The sequence below is a fragment of the Arenibaculum pallidiluteum genome (genome assembly GCF_017355985.1).
In the GTDB taxonomy this organism is placed as follows: domain Bacteria; phylum Pseudomonadota; class Alphaproteobacteria; order Azospirillales; family Azospirillaceae; genus Arenibaculum; species Arenibaculum pallidiluteum.
Window position 1 is genome coordinate 345453 of the sequence record NZ_JAFIQU010000004.1, and the last position, 21943, is coordinate 367395.

Annotated in this window: 22 protein-coding genes; 8 read left to right on the forward strand and 14 right to left on the reverse strand. The window is 69.7% G+C overall.

Annotation, left to right across the window (positions count from 1 at the left end; translation table 11 throughout):
* Positions 1-61 precede the first annotated feature (61 nt).
* The 4 genes from ribD to rpiB all read right to left on the reverse strand — a co-directional run bounded on the left by ribD (position 62) and on the right by rpiB (position 3511).
* Positions 62-1141, reverse strand: coding sequence for a bifunctional diaminohydroxyphosphoribosylaminopyrimidine deaminase/5-amino-6-(5-phosphoribosylamino)uracil reductase RibD (ribD, locus tag JUB13_RS11655; RefSeq protein WP_207479050.1), 1080 nt, complete (start codon positions 1139-1141; stop codon positions 62-64).
* Positions 1142-1232: 91 nt separating this feature from the next.
* Positions 1233-1691 carry a transcriptional regulator NrdR gene (gene nrdR, locus JUB13_RS11660; protein WP_207478963.1) on the reverse strand — a complete coding sequence of 153 codons (459 nt, stop codon included), beginning with the start codon at positions 1689-1691 and terminating at the stop codon, positions 1233-1235.
* Between the two features lie 7 nt (positions 1692-1698).
* Complete coding sequence (gene glyA, locus JUB13_RS11665) at positions 1699-2988, reverse strand: serine hydroxymethyltransferase (protein ID WP_207478964.1); 1290 nt, start codon at positions 2986-2988, stop codon at positions 1699-1701.
* Between the two features lie 88 nt (positions 2989-3076).
* Positions 3077-3511: a ribose 5-phosphate isomerase B gene (gene rpiB, locus JUB13_RS11670; RefSeq protein ID WP_207478965.1), complete on the reverse strand. Its 435-nt coding sequence runs from the start codon at positions 3509-3511 to the stop codon at positions 3077-3079.
* 360 nt (positions 3512-3871) lie between these two features.
* Between rpiB and JUB13_RS11675 the strand changes: the two genes are divergently transcribed.
* Positions 3872-4315 carry a MucR family transcriptional regulator gene (locus JUB13_RS11675; RefSeq protein ID WP_207478966.1) on the forward strand — a complete coding sequence of 148 codons (444 nt, stop codon included), beginning with the start codon at positions 3872-3874 and terminating at the stop codon, positions 4313-4315.
* A gap of 106 nt (positions 4316-4421) precedes the next feature.
* Here the strand turns inward: JUB13_RS11675 and JUB13_RS11680 are convergent, their stop codons facing one another.
* From JUB13_RS11680 to JUB13_RS11700, 5 genes are all read right to left on the reverse strand, one after another.
* Positions 4422-4613 carry a DUF6898 family protein gene (locus JUB13_RS11680; RefSeq protein WP_207478967.1) on the reverse strand — a complete coding sequence of 64 codons (192 nt, stop codon included), beginning with the start codon at positions 4611-4613 and terminating at the stop codon, positions 4422-4424.
* Between the two features lie 76 nt (positions 4614-4689).
* On the reverse strand, positions 4690-5163 hold the full coding sequence (locus JUB13_RS11685; RefSeq protein ID WP_207478968.1) for a MarR family winged helix-turn-helix transcriptional regulator: 474 nt from the start codon (positions 5161-5163) through the stop codon (positions 4690-4692).
* A gap of 73 nt (positions 5164-5236) precedes the next feature.
* Complete coding sequence (gene mmsB, locus JUB13_RS11690; RefSeq protein WP_207478969.1) at positions 5237-6139, reverse strand: 3-hydroxyisobutyrate dehydrogenase; 903 nt, start codon at positions 6137-6139, stop codon at positions 5237-5239.
* A gap of 32 nt (positions 6140-6171) precedes the next feature.
* A complete protein-coding gene (locus JUB13_RS11695) occupies positions 6172-7248 on the reverse strand; it encodes an enoyl-CoA hydratase/isomerase family protein (protein ID WP_207478970.1) in 1077 nt (358 codons plus the stop codon).
* A gap of 19 nt (positions 7249-7267) precedes the next feature.
* Positions 7268-8407, reverse strand: coding sequence for an isobutyryl-CoA dehydrogenase (locus tag JUB13_RS11700; protein ID WP_207478971.1), 1140 nt, complete (start codon positions 8405-8407; stop codon positions 7268-7270).
* Between the two features lie 177 nt (positions 8408-8584).
* Here JUB13_RS11700 and JUB13_RS11705 point away from each other — a divergent pair, with 177 nt between their 5' ends.
* From JUB13_RS11705 to hemB, 3 genes are read left to right on the forward strand one after another with little or no spacing between them, the layout of a single operon-like run.
* Positions 8585-9550, forward strand: coding sequence for a diacylglycerol/lipid kinase family protein (locus JUB13_RS11705; protein WP_207478972.1), 966 nt, complete (start codon positions 8585-8587; stop codon positions 9548-9550).
* Complete coding sequence (locus JUB13_RS11710; RefSeq protein WP_207478973.1) at positions 9547-10407, forward strand: metallophosphoesterase family protein; 861 nt, start codon at positions 9547-9549, stop codon at positions 10405-10407. The genes JUB13_RS11705 and JUB13_RS11710 overlap by 4 nt, the downstream gene beginning before the upstream one ends.
* Before the next feature lie 43 nt (positions 10408-10450).
* Positions 10451-11467, forward strand: coding sequence for a porphobilinogen synthase (gene hemB / locus JUB13_RS11715; protein WP_207478974.1), 1017 nt, complete (start codon positions 10451-10453; stop codon positions 11465-11467).
* Between the two features lie 14 nt (positions 11468-11481).
* Here hemB and JUB13_RS11720 read toward each other — a convergent pair whose 3' ends face one another.
* Genes JUB13_RS11720 through JUB13_RS11735 form a run of 4 tightly spaced genes read right to left on the reverse strand, consistent with a single transcriptional unit; the run spans position 11482 to position 15048 of the window.
* Entirely contained in the window at positions 11482-12462 is a 981-nt protein-coding gene (locus JUB13_RS11720; protein WP_236024887.1) for a YheT family hydrolase, read from the reverse strand.
* Positions 12440-12898, reverse strand: a complete 459-nt coding sequence (locus JUB13_RS11725; protein ID WP_207478975.1) for a hypothetical protein — start codon at positions 12896-12898, stop codon at positions 12440-12442. The genes JUB13_RS11720 and JUB13_RS11725 overlap by 23 nt, the downstream gene beginning before the upstream one ends.
* Positions 12895-13782, reverse strand: coding sequence for an alpha/beta fold hydrolase (locus tag JUB13_RS11730; RefSeq protein WP_207478976.1), 888 nt, complete (start codon positions 13780-13782; stop codon positions 12895-12897). The genes JUB13_RS11725 and JUB13_RS11730 overlap by 4 nt, the downstream gene beginning before the upstream one ends.
* 9 nt (positions 13783-13791) lie before the next feature.
* Positions 13792-15048 carry a type III PLP-dependent enzyme gene (locus JUB13_RS11735; protein ID WP_236024888.1) on the reverse strand — a complete coding sequence of 419 codons (1257 nt, stop codon included), beginning with the start codon at positions 15046-15048 and terminating at the stop codon, positions 13792-13794.
* Positions 15049-15282: 234 nt separating this feature from the next.
* On the opposite strand from JUB13_RS11735, the gene JUB13_RS11740 reads away from it, so the two are divergent.
* Genes JUB13_RS11740 through JUB13_RS11750 form a run of 3 tightly spaced genes read left to right on the forward strand, consistent with a single transcriptional unit; the run spans position 15283 to position 20421 of the window.
* On the forward strand, positions 15283-16782 hold the full coding sequence (locus JUB13_RS11740) for an aldehyde dehydrogenase family protein (RefSeq protein ID WP_207478977.1): 1500 nt from the start codon (positions 15283-15285) through the stop codon (positions 16780-16782).
* A 49-nt stretch (positions 16783-16831) separates the two neighbouring features.
* Positions 16832-19210, forward strand: a complete 2379-nt coding sequence (locus JUB13_RS11745) for a penicillin acylase family protein (protein WP_207478978.1) — start codon at positions 16832-16834, stop codon at positions 19208-19210.
* A complete protein-coding gene (locus JUB13_RS11750) occupies positions 19207-20421 on the forward strand; it encodes a threonine ammonia-lyase (RefSeq protein WP_207478979.1) in 1215 nt (404 codons plus the stop codon). Before JUB13_RS11745 ends, JUB13_RS11750 begins: the two co-directional genes overlap by 4 nt.
* 38 nt (positions 20422-20459) lie before the next feature.
* On the opposite strand, the gene JUB13_RS11755 is transcribed toward JUB13_RS11750, so the two are convergent.
* Complete coding sequence (locus JUB13_RS11755; protein WP_207478980.1) at positions 20460-20936, reverse strand: flavin reductase family protein; 477 nt, start codon at positions 20934-20936, stop codon at positions 20460-20462.
* Between the two features lie 142 nt (positions 20937-21078).
* Here JUB13_RS11755 and motA point away from each other — a divergent pair, with 142 nt between their 5' ends.
* On the forward strand, positions 21079-21939 hold the full coding sequence (motA, locus tag JUB13_RS11760) for a flagellar motor stator protein MotA (RefSeq protein ID WP_207478981.1): 861 nt from the start codon (positions 21079-21081) through the stop codon (positions 21937-21939).
* Positions 21940-21943: the final 4 nt, after the last annotated feature.

Genomic DNA, 21943 nt, shown 5'->3' on the forward strand with positions numbered 1-21943 from the left:
ATGCGTGGGCGGCGGCGGGCACAGGACGGCGGCCATTCCCGCGGCAGATGCTCGCCGCGCGTCACGGCCGGCGGGCGTAGGTCTCCATCAGGTCGCCGCCGGCCTCGCGCGTCCCGATGCGCACGAAGTCCGCCGCCGCGCCCAGCACGTCCACGCCGAAGGCGACCACGGCCGGCAGCCCGTCGCCGCCGATCACGCGCGGCGCGCGGAACCACTCCAGCCGGTCGACGAGCCCGGCGCGCAGAAGCGAGGCGGCGACGCGGGCGCCACCCTCGACAAGCAGCCGGGTGACGCCGCGCCGGCCGAGGCTCCGAAGCGCTTCGGCCATGTCGGGAACTCCTGCCCCGTCCGGCGCCACCTCCTCGATGTCGACGCCGCATTCCCGGTACGCCTGGGCGCGGCCGCCATCCAAGACCGGTAGCGTGAGCAGCATCGTCGGCACCGCGCGCGCCGTGCGCACCAACTTCGAAGTCAGGGGCAGCCGGAGACGGCTGTCCACGACGACCCGGCGAGGCGATCTTCCGGAAAGGCCGGGAAGGCGGCAGGTCAGGTCGGGGTCGTCGGCCAGAGCGGTGTTGAGGCCGACCATGATCGCGTCGCTGCGCGCGCGCAGACCGTGCCCCCAGCTCCTCGCCGTCTCGCCGGTGATCCAGCGGCTCTCGCCGGTATGGACGGCGATCCGGCCGTCCAGCGTCGTCGCGAGCTTCAGCGTGACCAGTGGCCGGCCGTGCAGGATCCGCATGAAAAACCCGGCGTTCACCTCGTGCGCCTCTGCGGCCCGCAGCCCCGTCTCCACCGCGAGCCCGGCCTCGCGCAGGCGATGGATGCCGCGGCCGGCTACCCTCGGGTCCGGATCCTTGCAGGCGATGACCACCCGCGCCACGCCGGCCGCGATCAGGGCCAGCGAGCAGGGCGGCGTGCGGCCGTGATGATCGCAGGGTTCCAGCGTCACATAGGCCGTGGCGCCGCGCGCCAGCGGGCCGGCGCGGTCCAGCGCCTCGGTCTCGGCATGCGGCCGGCCGCCGGGCTGGGTCCAGCCGCGCCCGACCACGACGCCGTCGCGGACGATCACACAGCCGACCGAGGGGTTCGGGGCCGAGGTGCCGAGGCCGCGGCGCGCCAGCGCCAGCGCGGCCCCCATCCAGCCTGCATCGTCCAGCCCCGGCCCGCCCGACTCGATCCCGGGCGGGGCGACGTCCTGTCCGCCTCCTGGCCCCGCGGGGCCCATGGCGTCAGTTCGCTTCCTGCTTCAACGAGCCGACGAACTCGTTGAAATCGGCGGCCTCGCGGAAGTCGCGGTAGACCGAGGCGTAGCGGACATAAGCGACCTGATCGAGGTTGAACAGCGCCCCCATCACCATCTCGCCGATCTGCTTGGACGGGATCTCGCTCTCCCCGGAGCTCTCGAGCTGGCGCACGAGGCTGTTGACGATGCGGTCGATCCGATCGGCGTCCACCGGCCGCTTGCGCAGCGCGATTCGCATCGACCGCAGCAGCTTCTCGCGGTCGAACGGCTCACGCTGGCCGTTGGTCTTCACCACCGTCAGCTCGCGCAGCTGGACACGCTCGAAGGTCGTGAAGCGGGCGCCGCAACTCGGGCAGAACCTGCGCCTGCGGATCGCCGAATTGTCCTCAGTCGGCCGCGAGTCCTTGACCTGGGTGTCGTCGTGTCCGCAGAAGGGGCAGCGCATCGTCGCCTTAGAGGTTCGGGTAGATCGGGAAGCGGGCGCACAGCGCCCGGACGCGCGCGCGGACCTGCTCCTCGAGACCGCGGTTGTCGCCGGAGTTGCTCGCCGCGAGCCCGTCCAGGACCTCGGTGATCATCTCGCCGACCTGCGAGAACTCGGCAGTCCCGAAGCCGCGCGTCGTGGCAGCCGGCGAGCCGAGGCGCACGCCCGAGGTCACCATGGGCTTCTCGGGGTCGAAGGGAACGCCGTTCTTGTTGCAGGTCATGCCGGCGTGCTCGAGGCTCGCCTCGGCCGCCTTGCCGGTCAGGCGCTTCGGGCGCAGGTCGACGAGCACGACGTGGCTGTCGGTGCCGCCCGATACGATGTCGAACCCGCCCTCGATCAGCTTCGCCGCCAGCACCCGGGCATTGTCCAGCACCGCCCGGGCATAGGTCCGGAACTCCGGCCGCAGCGCCTCGCCGAAGGCCACGGCCTTGGCTGCGATCACATGCATCAGCGGTCCGCCCTGCAGGCCCGGGAAGACCGCAGAGTTGATCTTCTTGCCGAGCTCGGGGTCGTTGGACAGCACGACGCCACCGCGCGGGCCGCGGAGCGTCTTGTGCGTCGTGGTCGTGACCACATGGGCATGGGGCAGCGGGCTCGGATAGACTCCGCCGGCGACCAGACCCGCGAAATGGGCCATGTCCACCATGAAATAGGCCCCGACCTCGTCCGCGATCCGCCGGAACCGCGCGAAGTCGATCGTCCTGGGATAGGCCGAGCCGCCGGCGATGATCAGCTTCGGCCTGTGCTCGCGCGCCAGCCGCTCCACCTCGTCGAAGTCGATCAGCCCGTCCTCTCGGCGCACGCCGTATTGGATGGCGTTGAACCACTTGCCGGACTGGTTGGGCGGCGCGCCGTGGGTCAGGTGGCCGCCGGCCGCGAGCGACATGCCGAGGATCGTGTCGCCGGGCTGCAGCAGAGCCATGAAGACCGCCTGGTTCGCCTGCGCGCCCGAATGGGGCTGCACGTTGGCGAAGCCGCAGTCGAACAGGCGGCAGATGCGATCGATGGCGAGCTGCTCGGCGACGTCGACGAACTCGCAGCCACCATAGTAGCGCCGGCCCGGATAGCCTTCGGCGTACTTGTTGGTGAGGACCGAGCCCTGCGCCTCCAGAACCGCCCGGGAGACGATGTTCTCCGAGGCGATCAGCTCGATCTGATCCTGCTGGCGGCCGAGCTCGCGCCCGATGGCGGCGTTGAGCTCCGGGTCGGCCTCGGCAAGGGACGCAGTGAAGAAGGACGCGTTGGCGGCAGTCATGGATATCCTCATTGCGGCGCCATGCGCGCCGGGTCGTCAGGGGCGCCCTCGGCGCCGGGCTCCGAAAGGCGCTGGAGGCGCCCGCAAGTCAGCTCAGCTTCTCGATGCGGCGCGCATGGCGCCCGCCCTCGAACGCGGTTGACAGGAAGGCGGCGACGCTGTCGCGCGCCACGGCGTCGCCGATCATCCGCGCGCCGAGCGCGATCACGTTCGCGTCGTTGTGCTGGCGCGACAGGCGGGCCGAGGTCGTGTCGTGGCAGAGAGCGCAACGGATTCCGCGGTGACGGTTCGCGGCAATGCTGATGCCGATGCCGGTGCCGCAGACGAGGACGCCGCGCCTTGCCCTGCCCGTCCGGATCGCCTCCGCCATCCGGTCCGCATAGTCGGGATAGTCAACCGAATCGGGACCCGTGGTGCCGAGGTCGAGGACTTCGTACCCCTCGTCGCGAAGCCAACTCGCCAGCGAGGCCTTCAACTCGAAGCCGGCATGGTCTGATGCAAGGGCAATGGAGTCGCCGGGCATGACCTGGAAATCCGCGAAAATGGGAACTCTTAGACGCGGACCCTACCAAATGTCGTCCGGGGACGCCACAGTTCATACTACGCCTTGGCCAGGGCGCCGCGGCCGAAGCGTTGAGGAAGGCGCCCCCAAATCCCGCATAGCCCACATGCATTCGCGACAGAACAACAGCGCGATAAACCGAACAAACGGTTGCAGCACTGGTGCAACGGTTGCGCAAAAAGCGATACTTTTCTGTAAGAGCCATGTTGACGCGGAGGATTATAAAATAAGGGATGCCAACTTGCCGGAATTCAATTGACACCCCAATTCACGTGTGCCACTTCAGGCACTCGAGAACAATCAATAACCAGGATACTGGGGATGAGTGAACAGAATGATCGGGATCTGCCCGAAGGCGCCATTCTTCGTATGACCGCCGATATCGTTTCGGCGTATGTCGGGAAGAACGTCCTTCCGTCGTCGCAGATCCCCGAGGTGATCAACACGGTCTTCACCTCGCTCGCCGGTCTCAACGGCGGGACCCGCGAGGTGCAGGCCGAGCCGCAGAAGCCCGCGGTCCCGATCAAGAAGTCGGTAACGCCCGAGTACATCGTCTGTCTTGAGGACGGGAAGAAGCTGAAGATGCTCAAGCGTCATCTTCGCTCGACCTACGGCATGACGCCCGACGAGTACCGGGCCAAGTGGGGCCTGCCGCCGGATTACCCGATGGTGGCGCCGAACTACGCGGCCCAGCGCAGCGAGTTCGCCAAGAAGATCGGTCTCGGGCGGAGCTCCGGCCGGCAGACGCGGCGCCGCGCCTCCTGACGGAGCGGGCGGCGCGCTCCTCAGGACGCGCCGCCCGATCTATTGCCTCAGGACCGCCCCGGGTCGCCCCTATCCCCGGATTTGCGGCCAAGCGGCGACAGGCCGGCTAGCTGCCCGTCGCCCTTTTCGACAGCACGTATTCGAGCTTGGCAAGGACAGTCCTGCGCAGCTGCTCCCGTGCGTTCGACGGTCCCACCGACGACACCTCGACCAGGGTCTCCGGGTCGATCGCGGTCGCCTTCAGATAGGCGCCGACGCGCTGGAACTCGATCAGCGCTTCCCTACCGCGCACGGCCATTCCATGCTCCGCCGTCCGACAAGGACGGAGCGCGCCCCGGAACCCCAGGGGCTGCGCACCCTTCCTCCCCGGCGGCTCAGGCGGCCGAGGTGATGGAATAAGCGTGATAGTCCAGCGAGGACGACCAGAAGCGCTCGAGCTTCCGGAGCGACTCGTTGACCTTCACGAGCTCGTCGTCGGACAGCCCCGCCTTCTCCAGCGACCCGACCTGGCGCTCGAACATGGCGCTGATCTTGTCGCGGAGCTGCAGACCCTTGTCCGACAGGCGGACACGGACCGAGCGGCGGTCATGAGGCGAACGCTCCTGTCCGAGATAGCCGTTCTCGACCATCTTCTTGACGTTGTAGGAAACGTTCGAGCCGAGATAGTAGCCGCGGGCCGTCAATTCGCCGACCGTCAGCTCGTCATCCCCGATATTGTAGAGGATGAGGCTCTGCACGTTATTGATGTCCTGTATTCCGAGCCTGTCCAACTCGGTCTTCAGCACCTCCAGGAAGTGCCGGTGAAGGCGCTCGATCAGGAGGATGCTGTCGTAGTAGGGCTGTCGCACGGCTTTCTCCCATTAGCTCGGACCCTGTGGGCGCCGGTCCGGGGCGGGCTTCGGGACTTCTTCCCAGGATAGCTCAGGCTTTTCCGGCAAGCATCCTGATAATTCCCGAAAAATCCTTGGCCCCGTGACCTGCATTGCTGAACAAGGCGTACAAGGCGGCAGCCTCCGCGCCCAGCGGCGTGGCGGCGCCGCTTGCATGCGCCGTCTGCTGGGCGAGCCGGAGGTCCTTCAGCATCATGTCCGCGGTGAATCCAGGGGCGTAGTCACGGTTGGCGGGCGAGTTCGGCACCGGGCCGGGCACCGGGCAATAGGTCGTCAGCGACCAGCACTGCCCCGAGGACCGGGACGCCACGTCGAACAGCTTCTGGGCATCGAGGCCGAGCCGTTCCGCGAGGGCGAACGCCTCCGAGACGGCGATCATCGAGATGCCCAGGATCATGTTGTTGCAGATCTTCGCGGCCTGACCGGTACCAGGCCCGCCGGTGTGCACGATCGTCTTGCCCATCGCCGCGAGCACGGGCTCGGCCCGGGCGAAGGCCTGCTCCTCGCCTCCAACCATGAAGGTCAGCGTCGCCGCAGAGGCGCCGCCCACGCCGCCCGACACGGGCGCATCGACCATCTCGAACCCCTTCTCGGCGGCGGCCCGGTTCACGGCGCGGGCGCTGTCGACATCTATGGTCGAGCAGTCGACCAGCAGCGCACCGGGGCGGGCGGCGGCGATGACGCCGCCTTCTCCGCCCCCGTCACCCATGTAGACCGCGCGCACATGCGGACCGGCAGGCAGCATGGTAACGATACAGTCGGCGGCGGCCGCGGCGGCCGCGGCCGAATCCGCCGGCTCGACGCCGGCCTCCGCCGCGCGCGACAGGTTGCCCTCGACCATGTCGAAACCGACGACGCGGTGCCCCGCCTTCACCAGGTTGGCCGCCATCGGCCCACCCATGTTGCCGAGTCCGATGAACGCGACGCTGGCCATGGGGCTCCTCCCTTCCTGTTCTTGCGGGCGCGTCATTCGCCGAAGCTCAGGTCCCGCTCGCCGAGCGGGGCGAAGTGGGACTCGACCAGTGCGTCGTCGACGGCCTCAAGGGTGGCGGGCTGCCACTTCGGCGTCTTGTCCTTGTCGACCAGCACGGCTCGGATCCCTTCGTAGAAGTCATGCCCCCGCATGCAGGCCTGGCTCAGCCGGTACTCCATGCGCATCGCGTCGTCGAAGCCCATGCCGGCGCCGATGCGCAGCTGCCTCAACGTAACCTTGAGGCTGGTCGGTGACATTTGGCTCAAGACGGTCAACGTCACCTTCGCCCAATCGGTTCCCTCCCGCTGGAGGGCATCGATGATTTCTTCGATTCCTTCGAATCCGAAGCAGCGGTCGATGGCCGCGCGGTTCTCCGCGATCGCGGCAGGTCCGGGATCGCCCCGGTGCCGCGCGACCACCACATCGATCGCCGGCGCTCCGCCCCCGAGCTCCGCGCCTTCCAGGTCGGCGAGAAGCGCCTCGACGCCCTCGGAGGGCAGGTAGGCCGTGGCAATCCCCGTGTGGAGGAGGTCGGCCGCCCCGAGCCGGGCGCCGGTCAGTGCCAGATAGGTCCCGATACGGCCCGGGCAGCGCGGCAGGAACCAGCTTCCGCCGACATCGGGGAAGAGCCCGATGCCGGTCTCGGGCATCGCGAACAGGGTCCGCTCCGTCGCGATCCGATGCGAGCCGTGGACCGACAGGCCGACGCCGCCGCCCATGGTGATCCCGTCGATCACCGCGACATAGGGTTTCGGGAAATGGTGGATGCAGTGGTTGAGGAGGTATTCCTCGCGGAAGAAGTCGCGGGTCAGCGCGCCCGCGCCATCGCCCCCGCGCCGGGCCGCCATGCCGTCCTCCCAGACGGCGAGCACGTCTCCGCCTGCGCAGAAAGCGCGATCCCCCGCCCCGCGCACGACGACGGCGCGCACCGCGGGATCCTCTGCCCAGGCCCGCAGGCGGGGCGAGAAGGCGCGGATCATCGCCAGGTTCAGCGCGTTCAGCGCCTTCGGGCGGTTCAGAGTCACCAGCCCGAGCGCGCCGCGCCGCTCGAACAGGATTTCGTCGGTCATGGCTCCTCGCGGGTTCGGTTCAGGCCTGGAGCAGGCGACGGGCCACGATCACCCGCATGATCTCGTTCGTGCCTTCGAGGATGCGATGGACACGCAGGTCCCGCAGGTAGCGCTCGATGGGGTACTCGCGGATGTAGCCGTAGCCGCCATGCAGCTGCAGCGCCTCGTCGACGACGTGAAAGGCCGCGTCCGTCGCATAGCGCTTGGCCATGGCGCAGTGCATCGTCGCCTCGGGATGACCGTGGTCGAGCCGGGCGGCCGCGCGATGCACCAGGAGGCGCGCGGCCTCCAGCTCGGTCGCCATGTCGGCGAGCTTGAACTGCAGCGCCTGGAACTCGGCGAGGCGGCGGCCGAACTGGCTGCGCACGCCCATATGCTCCCGGGCCGCCTCCAGGCAGAAGCGAGCGCCGCCCAGCGAGCAGGCGGCGATGTTCAAGCGGCCGCCGTCGAGGCCCTTCATCGCGATTCGGAAGCCATCCCCCTCTTCGCCCAGCCGGTTAGCGACGGGAACCCGGCAGTCCTCGAAGATCACCGCCGCGGTCGGCTGGCTGTTCCAGCCGAGCTTGCGTTCCTTCTTCCCGAAAGACAGCCCGGGCGTGCCCTTCTCGACCACGATGCAGGAAATCCCTCGGGGCCCCGCCTCGCCCGTGCGGACCATGCAGACATAGACGTCAGAGGCGCCCCCGCCCGAGATGAAGGCCTTCGATCCGTTCAGGACATAGTGGTCGCCTTGACGCTCGGCGCGGGTCTTCAGCGAGGCCGCGTCCGACCCCGCGCCCGGCTCGGTCAGGCAGTAGCTCGCGAACCACTCCATGGCGGTCAGCCGGGGGACCCAGCGGGTCCGCTGCTCGGCCGAGCCGAACGCATCGATCATCCAGGCCGCCATGTTGTGAATCGAGAGATAGGCGGCGGTCGACGGATCGGCGTGGGCAAGTTCCTCGAAGATCAGCGCAGCATCGAGACGGGTCAGGTTCGAGCCGCCATGCGCCTCGCCGCAGTAGATCCCGGCGAATCCGAGCTCCGCCGCCTTGCGCAGCGCCTCGACCGGAAAGACCTGATTCTCGTCCCACTCGCCCGCGTGGGGTTCCAGCGTCTCAGCGGCGAAATTCCGCGCCAGATCCTGGAAGGCCCGCTGGTCCTCGGTGAGTTCGAAATCCATAGGGCGTTCCCCGGTTATTTTATTGTTTAATGAGATGATAAGGACGGCGTCGCACCTGTCAATCGAAGCGCCGCCCGCACGGTGCCCGGGCCGCACCGCCCACGGCGGCATCCGCAGGCGAGGAACGCCGCCCTGGGCACTGTGTTAGCCATCGGACGAAGGCAAGGCGAGGCCCAGATGAAAATCGCTGTCGTCCTGAATGCGGCCGCGGGATCTCTGCTGGGCGAGACGGTTCCGGATGTCGCGACGCGGATCGAGCAGATCCTGCACGAGGCCGGGCACGAGCCGCAGGTCGAGACGGCGTCCGGCGCGGGAATCGTGCCGCTGATCGAGCGGGCCGCCGCGTCGGATGCGGACGCGGTGATCGTCGGAGGCGGCGACGGGACGGTCGCCTGCGCCGCCAACCGCCTCATTGGCACCGGCAAGGCCCTGGGCATCCTGCCGCTGGGAACGCTGAACCTCTATGCCGGGGACCTCGGCGTCCCGAGCGGGATCGACGAGGCCGTGCGCGCGCTGGCCTTCGGCACGGTGCGCCCGCTGGACGTCGGCGAGGTGAACGGGCGCCTCTTTCTAAATCATTCGGTCCTCGGCCTCTACCCGCGCATCGTCGAGGACCGCGAGGAGACGCGCGAGCATCTGGGCGTGCGGAAATGGCGGCTGTCCAAGTGGCCGGCCATGGCGCTCGCGGTGCTGCGGGCCCTGCGCGACTATCCCATGCTCAATGTCACGCTGATGGCCGATGGCCGGCGCAGGCACTTCCTGACACCGGCCCTTGCCGTCGCCAACAACGCCTACGACGACGGCTATCGTGCCTTCCTCAAGCGGAGCCGGCTCGATTCCGGCAAGCTTGCCCTCTATGTCGCAAAGCACCGGTCTCCCTGGCGGATGCTGAAGCTTATCCTGTCCATCGGCCTCGGGCGCTGGCAGCAGGACGACGAACTCGAGGTGCTTGAGCTCCGCGAGTTCACGGTGACGACGCTGCGCGGACGCCTGCGCGTCGCAAACGACGGCGAGGTCGAGCGCCTTTCCGCGCCGCTGCGCTATCGGATCCGCCCGGGCGCGCTGGACGTCCTCGTGCCGGCGGCGCCCGAAGGGCGCGCGCCGGCCGGGCTGCGGGCATCGCGCGAGGGAACCGCCGCATGAGGACGCTGGCCCATATCTCCGATCTCCATTTCGGCCGCGTCGACCCGGCGGTGGTCGAGGGGCTGCTCGCCGACCTGGAGGAGGTGCGCCCGTCGCTGGTCGTGATCAGCGGCGACCTGACCCAGCGCGCGCGCAAGCACCAGTTCATGGCGGCGCGCGACTTCCTGGCCCGCCTGCCGGCGCCCTACCTGGTGGTGCCCGGGAACCACGACATTCCGGTCTACAACCTGCTGACGCGCTTCACCGATCCCTTTGCCAACTACCGCCGGTTCATCTCGCGCGAGCTGGACGCCGTCCACCAGGACGAGGAGATCGCGGTTCTCGGCCTCAACACCGCACGGTCCTTCATCCTGGATTTCGCGGAGGGACGCGTGAACCGGACGCAGATGCGCCGGATCCGGAGCGTCTTCACCGACCTGCCCTCGGGGGTCTTCAAGGTCGTCTTCACCCACCATCCCTTCCTGCCGCCGCCAGACGCCCCGGACACGCGCCTCGTCGGCCGGGTGCGGCACGCCCTCGCCGCGCTGGAGGAGGCTGGCGTCGAGCTCCTGCTGGCGGGGCATCTGCACCGCGCCTACAACGGCGACGTCAGCAGCCACCATCCGCAGCTCGCCCGCTCGATCCTGGTCGCCCAGGCCTCCACGGCGACGTCGACCCGGCTGCGCAGCGAGCCCAACGCCTACAACCTCATCAGCATCTCGCGGGACGACGCTCCCCGGCGCCTGGAGTTCCTCGTCCGGGTCTGGGACGGAGCGCGGTTCTGCGCGGGGCTGCACAGCAGGTATGTCAAGGAAGGCGTGCGCTGGCACCCGGTCTGGGACGATCCACCATTGAGCGCGCATGCGGCGCGGGCGTAACCTGCGGCCACATCGAACAGCCAATCGAAGCAGTACGCCTCTCATGAGACCCGATCCGCGATTCGCCCAGCCGGGCGCCTTCCCGCGTATCCGCCCCCGCCGCAACCGCGCCGACGGCTGGACGCGTCGCCTCGTGGCGGAGACGCGCCTCAGCGTCGACGACCTGATCCTGCCCATGTTCGTGATCGAGGGACAGGGCCAGCGGGACCCGGTCCGCTCCATGCCGGGGGTCGACCGGCTCAGCGTCGACCTCGCCGTGGAGCGCGCGGCCGAGGCGGCCTCGCTGGGCATTCCCGCGCTGGCGCTGTTCCCGGTGGTTCCCGCGGCCATGAAGTCAGTGGACGCAGCCGAGGCCTACAACCCGGAGAATTTGATGTGCCGCGCCGTGCGTGCCATCAAGGCGGCGGTGCCGGGGATCGGCCTGATCGGCGACGTGGCGCTGGACCCCTACACCAGCCACGGGCATGACGGGCTCGTGGAAGGGGACCGGATCCTGAACGACCAGACGGTCGAGGTGCTGTGCCGGCAGGCCCAGGCCCAGGCCCAGGCCGGGATGGACGTGATCGCTCCCAGCGACATGATGGATGGCCGGGTCGGCGCGATCCGGGACCGGCTCGACGCCGAAGGCCACCAGCTCGTCCGCATCATGTCCTATTCCGCAAAGTACGCCTCGGCCTTCTACGGGCCGTTCCGCGATGCCGTGAATTCCGGGGCGTTCCTGAAGGGGGACAAGCGCACCTACCAGATGGACCCGGCCAATACCGACGAGGCCCTTCGTGAGGTGGCCTTGGACCTCCAGGAGGGCGCCGACATGGTGATGGTGAAGCCCGGCCTGCCCTATCTCGACATCGTCCGCCGCGTGAAGGAGACCTTCGCGGTCCCGACCTTCGCCTACCAGATCAGCGGCGAGTACGCGATGTTGCGCGCGGCTGCGGCGAACGGCTGGCTCGACTACGACAAGGCCGTGCTGGAGACCCTCCAGGCGTTCAAGCGCGCCGGCGCCGACGGCGTGCTGACCTATTCGGCGATCGACGCGGCGCGGCTGCTCAAGGCCGGCTGAGGTCGGATACGCGGTCAGTCCGGGAGCCGCGCCGCGAAGCGGAGCAGGCATTCGTCGTGCCAGGTGGTCCGCCCGGCGCCATGAAAGCCGACATGGCCGCCCCGCCGGGACACGAGCGGCACAAGGCTGGGATTCCGCGACCAGTCGCGGGCGGCATAGATCCGACCGGGGATCCAGGGATCGTCGAGCGCATGGATCACCAGCGTCGGCACCCGGATCGCGTCCAGGTACCGTGCCGCCGAGTTGACGGCGTAGTATTCCTCCGCGCCGCTCCAGCCGTTGCGGGGCGCAATGAAGCGGTCGTCGAACTCCCAGGTGTCGCGCACGGCGGCAACGACCGCGGGCTCGCCTGGCTCCAGCGGCCCGGCGAGCGCCTCGGCCTTCATCGCCAGCAGCAGGTGGCGGTGATAGAACCGGTTCCGCGGCCGCAGGAAGGCAATTGAGGTCGCCCGCAGGTCGATCGGCGCCGAGATGCTGGCGCCTGCCCGGACGACCGCGGGAGCTCCCTCACCGAGCATTTTGAGCACGCAGTTCCCGCCGAGCGAGTAGCCGACGACCATGAGCCCCGCCTCCAGCAGCGGCGCCGGAAGGGCCTCGATGACGCGGCGCAGGTCCTCGGTGCGGCCGGCGTGGTAGAGCTGCCGGCAGAGCGGCCGCGTGCCGCCTGCTCCGCGCAGGTTCAGCCGCAGGACGGAATGACCGCCCTTCAGCAGCGCGGCGGTGCTGACCCGCATGTAGGCGCTTTCGGCGCTGCCCGTGAGGCCGTGCACGAGCAGGGCCAGCGGGCAGCCCAGCGCGGGGCGTTCCGGCCGGTCCAGAACCCCGACCAGCACGTCGCCCGTGCCGTCCTGCATGGGAAAACGCAGTACCTGCGGCGTCGCGGCGCTGCGCAGGCGCGGCGGCCGCAACGTGTTGCGCAGGGTCTGGAGGTCGCCGCCGACCCAGGGGAGCCGCGGCCGGAAGGCGGGAAAATCAGAAACCGTCGAGTTCACCATGGAACCGGTCGTGCGCCCCGAGGATCGCTCCGTAGAACGGGTTCCTGCGGACGAATTCCGTATAGTCCCTCTGGCGCCGCCGGTCGGCCTGGAGCCAGGCATCGGCCGCCGCCTGATGCTCCGGATGGATCGACAGGAGATAGAAGGCCGCCTGCTCGACCGAGCCGATCTCCGCCTCGTCGAGCCTTTCCAGGATCGCGCCCATATGGGACGGCAGCAGCGCCATGAAGGGCAGCGTGCTGCCCGCCGCCCGGCGGTTCCTCTCGAAGGCCGTCTGCAGCTTCTCGATGATCTTCAGGAAGAGCGGCCGGCGCGTCGTCCAGTCGGCCTCGGCCGCCAGCAGATCGGCGAGGCTGGAGAACAGCCCCCGCTCGTCCTCGTCCAGGCCTTCCCAGACCGTCTGCGCGGGTCTCTGGATCGGCGTCCCGTCGTTCATTCGGGCTCCTCCAGCAGGAAGTCGCGGATCGCGGCGATCTGCCCGTCGGCCATGAGGGCCGGGGCATGGCCGGCATCCTCGACCAAGTGGGTCCGGGCTCGCGGCCCGCGGGTCGCCATCTCCGCCAGAGTGCCGGGCAGCAGCAGGTCCGAGGAGGCGCCGCGCACCGCCAGAACGGGGCAGGAAATGCGGTCCCAGACCGCCCAGAGATCGACGTCCTGCGGGGGCGCGCTGCGGATGGGAACCGAGATACGGGGATCGTAGCCGAGGGCATAGCCCCCACCGGGCAGCGGCCGTGCCTCGTGGCGCGCCAGATGCGTCCACTGCGCGTCCGTGAGCGCGCCGAAGGGGGCGTAGGTCGTGCGCATCGCGGCCTCCAGCGCTGCGATGGTCGGAAAGCGCGGGTCCTGGCCGACATAGGCGGCGATCCGCTCAAGTGCCGTCTTCGGGACGAAGGGCCCCACGTCGTTCAGCACCAGCCGTCGGATCGGCGTGTTCGGCTGGGCAGCCAGCATCATCCCGACCAGCCCGCCCATGGAGGTGCCGATCCAGTCGACGGCTGCGGCACCCGACCGCGCGATCAGGGCCGCGCTGTCGGCCATGTATTGCGGCAGGCCGTAGAGGTTCGGGTCGGCCAGCCAGTCGCTGCGGCCGCGGCCCGGCATGTCCGGGCACAGCACCCGCAGGCCGGCACCCGCAAGGCCTGCAGCCAGGAAGTCGAAATCCCGCCCGTTACGCGTCAGGCCGTGGACGCAGACAACGGTGCGGCCGGCATCGGGCGCGCCCCATTCCGCATAGGCGATCCTGTGGAAACCCGCCGGGCTGAGCCCGAGAAGGCTCCGCTCTCCAGGAAGCGCCAACGGCTCCGCACCGGTTCCCGTCATCCGGGGCCCCTACTCCGCCGCCCGCGCCGTCGCTTCCGTGGGCTCCATCGCCGGCATCGGAAGGAAGGCCGGGTCGGTGACCTCGACGAAGCGGTCGGGCAGGAAGCCATTGAAGTCCGTCCGCAGCTCCAGCGTGTAGGCGCCGGCCTGGCCGATCTCGATGTAGTCGCCCTCCCGGACGTCCTCGGCGAGCATGTAGGGTCCCTCCATCACATCGGCCGAATCGCAGGTGGGCCCGAACAGGCTGAAGGGGGCAAGGCGACCCGACGGCCGCCCGCCTGCCCTCAGGACCCGCATGGGGAAACGCAGGCCGGCATATTTCAGGTCCGAAAGACTGCCGTAGATCCCGTCGTTGATATAGAGGAATCCCGCACGTCTGAGCTCCACCCGGACCACCAGCGAGGCGCCGGCCGCGACGAGGGCCCGTCCCGGCTCGCACCAAAGCTCGCAGCCGGGCGCCCGGGCAGCATCGGGCAGCGCGTCACGGATCGCCGCGACATAGGCATCGAGCGGCGGCGGGTAGAGGCCGACATAGGGCGCGGGAAAGCCGCCGCCCACGTCCAGGACCGAGACGGGCACGCCCGATCCGCGCAGCACCTCGTCGGCGAGGCGCAGGGCGGTAGCCCAGGACGATGGGGTCAGGCACTGGGATCCCACGTGAAAGCACAGACCCGCCTTCTGCCCGCCCGCCTGGACCGCGCGCAGCAGGTCGATGCAGCCGGCGACGTCGGTGCCGAACTTGCCACCGAGGTCGTAGACGGCGGCGCCGCGCGGCGTCGCAAGCCGCACCATCATGGTGACGTCGTCGGCGTCGCCGGTCTCCTGGCGGATCTTGGCGAGCTCGTCGGGATGATCGAGGGCGAAATGGCGGACCCCATACCGGTAGTACGCCTCCCGGATCGCGCCCCGCTGCTTCACGGGATGCATGAAGTATGCCCTGCTGTCCGCGTAGCGGTCCCGGACGAGCGCGACCTCGGTGAGCGAAGCCGTGTCGAAGTCGCACACGCCGCCGTCGCGCAAGGCGTCGACGAAGATCGGCTCGGCGTTGCATTTCACGGCGTAGAGCACCCGCCCCGGGAAGGCATCGATGAAGTTCCGCGCGGTCGCGCGCAGCACGTGCGGCCGGAAACAGTAGATCGGCTGGTCCGGCCGGATGGCCGAGACCATGGCCGCCGCGTCGGGATAGCGCCCCGCGGCGCCCGAGCCGGGAGCGGCATAGCCCGTCGGAAGGAGCTGGTCCGCGGTGTTGGCGAAAGGCATTGGCATTCGCGATCCGTTCGTCTGCGAGGGCCGCGCCGGCGGCCAGGTCATATGTGGCAAAACACCGTGGCGGCAAAAGCGTCAGCGACCCGCGCCCCGGATTTGCCACGCCCCGTTCTCCGCGGCCCTGGCCGCCGCTGCGCCGTTCGGGCGCGCCCGGCTCCCGCTCTCGCGCCTTTGCCTGCCGCGCGGCTCGCTGCTAAAACGCTCGGCGCGCGCCAAGACGCACCGGAGGAAACGATGCAGAGCCAAGGCCCCACCCCAGTCCTGGACCCGCATGCACTTGCCGAGCAGATGTCGGGCAGGCTGCTGATCGGCGGCGAGCTGGTGCCGGCGCGCAGCGGGCGCACCTTCGATGTCGCGAACCCGGCCACCGGCGTCGTGATCGGTCGCGCCGCCCTGGGCGAGGCGGCGGACGTGGACGCCGCGGTGGCCGCCGCCGTGGCGGGCCAGGCCGCCTGGCGCGAGATGGGCGCGCGCGAGCGCGGCAGGCTGGTGGTCGAGTGCGGCCGCCGCCTGAACGAGCACGTCGAGGAGCTCGGGCGCCTGGTCGCGCTGGAGACCGGCAAGGCGCTTCGGACCGAGAGCCGCGTCGAGGCCAGTATCCTGGCTGACGTCTTCACCTTCTTCGGCGGCCTCGCGCCGGAGCTGAAGGGCGAGACGGTGCCGTTCAACCCGAAGATGCTGACCCTGACGCAGCGTGAGCCACTGGGCGTGGTGGGGGCCATCATCCCCTGGAACGTGCCCATGATGCTGATGGCGCTGAAGATCGCACCGGCGCTGGTCGCCGGCAACGCGGTCGTCGTCAAGTCCGCGGAGGAGGCGCCTTTCGCCGTCCTGCGGGCCTGCGAGATCATGAGCCAGGTCCTGCCGAAGGGCGTGCTGAACATCCTGTCCGGCTTCGGCCCGGAATGTGGCGGGCCGCTCGTCGCCCATCCCAGGGTGAAGAAGATCACCTTCACGGGCTCTGTGGAGACGGGCCGCATCGTCTACCGCACGGCCGCCGAGAAGCTGATCCCCGTCACGCTCGAGCTCGGCGGCAAGAGCCCGATGATCGTGATGGACGACGCCGACCTCGACCGGGCGGTCGAGGGCGCCATGGTGGGCATGCGCTTCACCCGCCAGGGTCAGAGCTGCACCGCCGCCTCGCGCATGCTGGTCCATGACCGCGTCCACGACGCATTCGTCGCCAAGCTCAAGGCGCGGGTGGATGCCCTGCGGATGGGCGACCCGCTCGACGAGGCCACAGACATCGGCGCGATCGTCTCGCGCCAGCAATACGACAAGGTCCTCTCCTATATCGAGGTCGGCCGCGGCACGCCCGGCGCCCAGGCGCTGGAATGCTCGTCCATGCCGGAAGACCCGCGGCTCGCGGGCGGGCTGTTCGTCCGCCCGGTGCTCTTCACCGGGCTCGGCAACGACAGTCGCCTGGCCCGCGAGGAGATCTTCGGCCCGGTGACGTGCATCATCCGCTTCCGCGACTACGAGGAGGCGATCGCCATGGCGAACGACACCGAATACGGCCTCGCGGCGACGATCTGGACCCGCGACCTGCGCACCGCCATGGACGCGACGCAGCGGCTCGAGGCGGGGTTCGTCCAGGTGAACCAGAACCTGGTCGTCCAGCCGAACCTCAGTTACGGCGGCGTGAAGACGTCGGGCCTCGGAAAGGAGGCTTCTCTCGAGTCCATGCTCGAGCACTTCACGCACAAGAAGACGATCATCGTCAACATGACGTGATCGCCGCCCCGGCGCGCGGACACACCGGGGCGGCGCAGGAGACGGTGGCATGAAATGGATGCGGCGCCTGGGGATCGGCCTGGCCGTGCTGGCGGTGGTGGCCGTCGCCGGCGTCGCGGGGGGCTGGCTGTGGCTTCGCACCGGGCTGCCGCCCCTCTCCGGCCGCTGGACGATCGCGGGCCTCTCGGCGCAGGTCGAGATCATCCGCGATGCCGAGGCCGTGCCCCACATCTTCGCGGAGACCGAGCAGGACGCCTATTTCGCCCTGGGATGGCTGCACGCCCAGGACCGGCTCTGGCAGATGGAGATGCAGCGGCGCCTCGGCGCCGGCCGCCTTGCCGAGGTGATCGGCGCCCCCGGCCTGCGGCCGGACCGGATGATGCGCACGCTTGGTCTCTACCGGCGGGCCGAGGCGAGCCTAGAAGCCCTGTCGCCGGATTTCCGCCGGGCGCTGGACTCCTATGCTGCCGGTGTGAACGCCTGGCTCGCGGCGCGCGGCGGACCGCTGCCGGTCGAGTTCCAGCTCCTGCGCATCACGCCGGAGCCCTGGCGGCCGGCCGACAGCCTCGTCTGGGGCAAGCTGATGGCGCTGCAGCTCGGCGCCAACATGCGGCGCGAGCTCCTCAACGCCCGCATGGCGCGCGAGCTGACCGTCGAGCAGGTCCGCGATCTCGACCCGGACGCGCCGCGGGACTGGCCCACCACCCTCGCGGCCGCGCTCGACGGGATCGACTTCGCCGCCTTCACTCTGGACGGCATGCCTTCGCTCGGTCCGTCCACGGCCTCGAACGAATGGGTCCTGGCCGGCAGCCAGACCGCGACCGGCAAGCCGATCCTGGCCAATGATCCCCATCTCGGGCTCGGGGCGCCGGTGCTCTGGTACCTGGCCCGGATCGAGGCGCCCGGGCTGAGCCTCACCGGCGGCACGGTGCCGGGCGCACCGCTCCACCTGCTCGGCCACAACGGCAAGGCGGCCTGGGGCCTGACCACGACGGGCGGCGATGTCCAGGACCTGTTCGTCGAGCGGCTGGACCCGGGCGATCCCGGCCGCTACCTGACGCCCACGGGATCCGAGCCCTTCGCGACGCGCACCGAGACGATCCGGCTCGCCGATGGCTCGGAGGAGACGCTGACGGTCCGGGAGACCCGCCATGGGCCCGTGGTCTCCGACCTGGACATTGCAGCTGACCCGCCGCCGCCGGAGGGACACGTCCTGGCGCTCGCCTGGACCGGCCTCTCCGAGCGGGACACGACGGCCGAGGCGATCTTCCGCCTGAACCGCGCGGGCTCCTGGGACGCCTTCCGGGACGCGCTGCGCATCTTCCAGGCGCCGCAGCAGAACTTCGCCTATGCGGATGCCGGCGGGACCATCGGCTTCGTGGCGGCGGGGACCGTCCCGGTCCGGCGCGCTGGGGATGGAACCGCGCCGGTGCCGGGATGGACCGGTGAGTTCGACTGGACCGGAACGATCCCGTTCGATGCGCTGCCCCAGGGCGTCAACCCGCCCTCAGGGAGCTTCGTGAACGCGAACAACCGCGTGGTCGGCCCCGGCTACCCGCACCTGATCGCCCGGGAGTGGGACGACGGCTGGCGCGCGGCCCGGATCGAGCAGGTCCTCGGGGCCGGGCGGAACCACGCGCTTGCCGATTCCGAACGCCTGCTGGCGGACACCCTCAGCCTCCCGGCGCTGCTGCTGCAGCCGCTGCTGACGCGCACCGCGCCGCGATCGGACCGGGCCGCGCGCGCGCTCGCGCTGCTGCGCGACTGGGACGGGCGCATGGACCGCAACCGGCCGGAGCCGCTGATCTTCGACTGGTGGCTGCGCGAGCTGAACCGCGCGCTGTACGCGGACGAGACCGGCGAGCTGTTCGGCGCCCTTTGGCAGCTCAGGCCGTCCGCCGTGGCCCGCATGCTGACCGAACGTCAGGGCTGGTGCGACGACCAGCGGTCGGTGGGCACGGTGGAGACCTGCGCGGCGATTCTCTCGGCGTCGCTGGAGACGACCCTCGACGCGCTCGCCGCGCGCCATGGGCCGAACCTCGCCGCCTGGCGCTGGGGCCTCGAGCATCGCGCCGCGCTGGAGAACCAGGTCCTTGCGCGGGTGCCGGTGCTGGGCCGGCTGTACGACATCGGCGTCGAGACCGACGGCGGGAACTTCACCGTGAACCGCGGCGCCTTCGTGCTCCGCGACGAGGCCGCCCCCTTCGCACATACCCATGGCGCCGGCTACCGGGCCGTGTACGATCTCGCCGATCTGTCCCGCTCGCTGTTCGTGATCGCGACGGGCCAGTCCGGCAACCCGCTCTCGCCGCACTACGCCGATTTCGTCGGCCGCTGGGCGGCCGGACGGCACGTCACGATCGCGGGATCGCGGGAAGCGCTCGCGGCACGCGGCCAACGCACCCTCCTGATCCCCGAGGCACCATGACCGTCACCATCGAAACGATCCGCGCGGCGCAGGAGACGCTGCGGGGCGAGCTGACGGTGACGCCCACGATCCGCGCGGACCGGCTGTCGGCGGCGCTCGGAACCAGCCTCCACCTGAAGCTCGAGAACCTCCAGCAGACCGGGAGCTTCAAGGAGCGCGGCGCGCTGGTGAAGCTGCGGAGCCTCACGCCGGCCGAGGCCTCGGCCGGCGTGATTGCCATGTCCGCCGGGAACCACGCCCAGGGCGTCGCATGCCACGCGGGACGCCTCGGCATCCCGGCGACCATCGTGATGCCTGCGCGAACGCCCTTCACCAAGGTCGAGCGCACGGAATCCTATGGCGCGCGGGTCGTGCTGCACGGCGAGAGCCTGAGCGAGGCCGAGGCCCACGCCCACGAGCTGGCGGCCCGGCACGGGCTGACCTTCGTGCATCCCTACGACGATCCCCTGGTCGTCGCGGGCCAGGGCACCTGCGGCCTCGAGCTGATGGAGGCGGTGCCCGGCCTGGAGATCCTGGTGGTGCCCTGCGGCGGCGGCGGGCTGCTCGCCGGCATCGCGCTGGCGGCCAAGGCGCTGAATCCCGGCATCGTGGTCTATGGCGTTGAATCGGCGCTGTACCCGTCCATGCGCCAGGTGCTTGCGGGCGAGCCCGTGGCCTGCCGGGGGGCTACGCTCGCCGAGGGCATTGCGGTGAAGGCCCCGGGCATGCTGACGCGCGAGATCATCCGCGAGACCGTGGCCGAGATCCTGCTGGTCGACGAGGCGGCCATCGAGCGCTCCGTCTTCGCCCTGATGACCGAGCAGAAGCTGGTTGCCGAAGGCGCCGGCGCCGCCGGGGTCGCGGCGATCATGGCCGATCCCGCGCGCTTCTCCGGCCGCCGCGTCGGCACGGTCCTGTGCGGCGGGAACATCGATGCGCGCCTGCTGGCCTCGGTGCTGATGCGTGGGCTCGTGCGCGAGCAGCGCATGGTGCGCCTCAGGATCGAGATCGACGACGCGCCAGGCACCCTCGGCACGGTCGCGCGCCTGATCGGCGAGGCCGGCGGCAACATCGTCGAGGTCTATCACCGCCGACTCTTCTACGACGTTCCCGTGAAGATGGCCGAGATCGACGTGGTGCTGGAGACGCGCGGCCCGCTGCATGTCGAGCAGATCCGCGCCCGCCTGCAGGAGGTCGGATTCACTGCCGTGCTGATGGGCGAGGTGAGCTGAGCCCGGCCCGCGGCGTCCTGGTGAACTGCGCCCCGCCCTCAGGCCAGATTGGCGTAGCGGCCCGCGTGGTAGACCAGCGGCCGCCCGACGGGATCCGCGGCGAGGCGGAGGACCCTGCCCACCATGATCAGGTGGTCCCCGCCCTCGTGCACGGCCTCGGTCACGCAGTCGATGGTGGCGACCGTTCCCTTGATGATCGGCGCCCCGGTCGTCCAGGTCTCGCTGTCGACGCCGTCCCAGCGGTCGGGATGGGGTTGGGAGAAGCGGACCGAGAGGTGCCGCTGGTCCTCGCGCAGGATGTTCACGGCGAAATGGCCGGCGTCGCGGAACCGCTCGAACCACTGGGATTGGCGGCCAAGGCAGAAAAGGACCAGCGGCGGCTCCAGCGAGACCGAGGTCACGGAGTTGACCGTCAGCCCCATGGGCGTGCCGTCCGCGGCCCGGGCGGTCACCACGGCGACGCCGGTCACGAAGCAGCCGAGTGCGGCGCGGAATTCGCGCGGATCGATCGTCATGCCAGAGCCAGGCGCGCTGCGACGGGGGTCCCTCGGTTACCGCAGCGGCCCAGGCGGCGCAAGCCTTACGTCCTTGGATTAAAGGCTTCTTAACAAAATCCTCCCACGCTCCAGCAGGCTCTCCGCTCGACGAAAGATCGACATGCTCGTCATCATCGGCTCGATCACCGTCGTACTCTGCGTGCTCGGCGGCTATGCCGCTATGGGCGGCAAGCTCTATGTCCTGTGGCAGCCTTTCGAGTTCGTAATCATCGCCGGCGCGGCAGCTGGCGCCTACATCATCTCGAACCCGAAGGCCGTGCTCGGCCGCACGCCGAAGCTGATCGGTACGGCGATGAAGGGCTCGCGCTATAACAAGGACAGCTATCTCGAGTTGCTGTCCCTGCTCTACCAGGTCTTCAAGATCGCGAAGACGCGGGGCCTGCTCGCCCTCGAGCAGCACATCGAGAAGCCCGAGGAAAGCACGCTCTTCCAGCAGTTTCCGAAGTTCTACGGCGACCACCACGCGGTGGTCTTCATGTGCGACTACCTGCGGCTGATGTCGCTGGGGTCGGACAATCCGAACGAGCTCGAGACGCTGATGGAAGAGGAGATCGAGACCCACCATCACGAGCAGATGCAGGTCGCCGATGCCGTCCAGACCATGGCCGACGGGATGCCCGCGCTCGGCATCGTCGCCGCGGTTCTCGGCGTCATCAAGACGATGGGAGCCATCACCGAGCCGCCCGAGGTGCTCGGCAAGCTGATCGGCGGCGCGCTCGTCGGCACCTTCCTGGGTGTCTGGCTGTCCTACGGCTTCATCGCCCCGATCGCGAGCGCCATGAAGGCCGTGATCAATGCCGAGGCCAAGTATCTCCAGTGCATGAAGGCGGGCCTGCTCGCCCATCTGCATGGCTACGCCCCGGCCGTCTCGGTGGAGTACGCGCGCAAGGCCCTGCTCTCCGAGGTCCGCCCCACCTTCTATGAGGTGGAAGAGGCGACCGCCGCGCTCCCGCCGGCCTGACCGG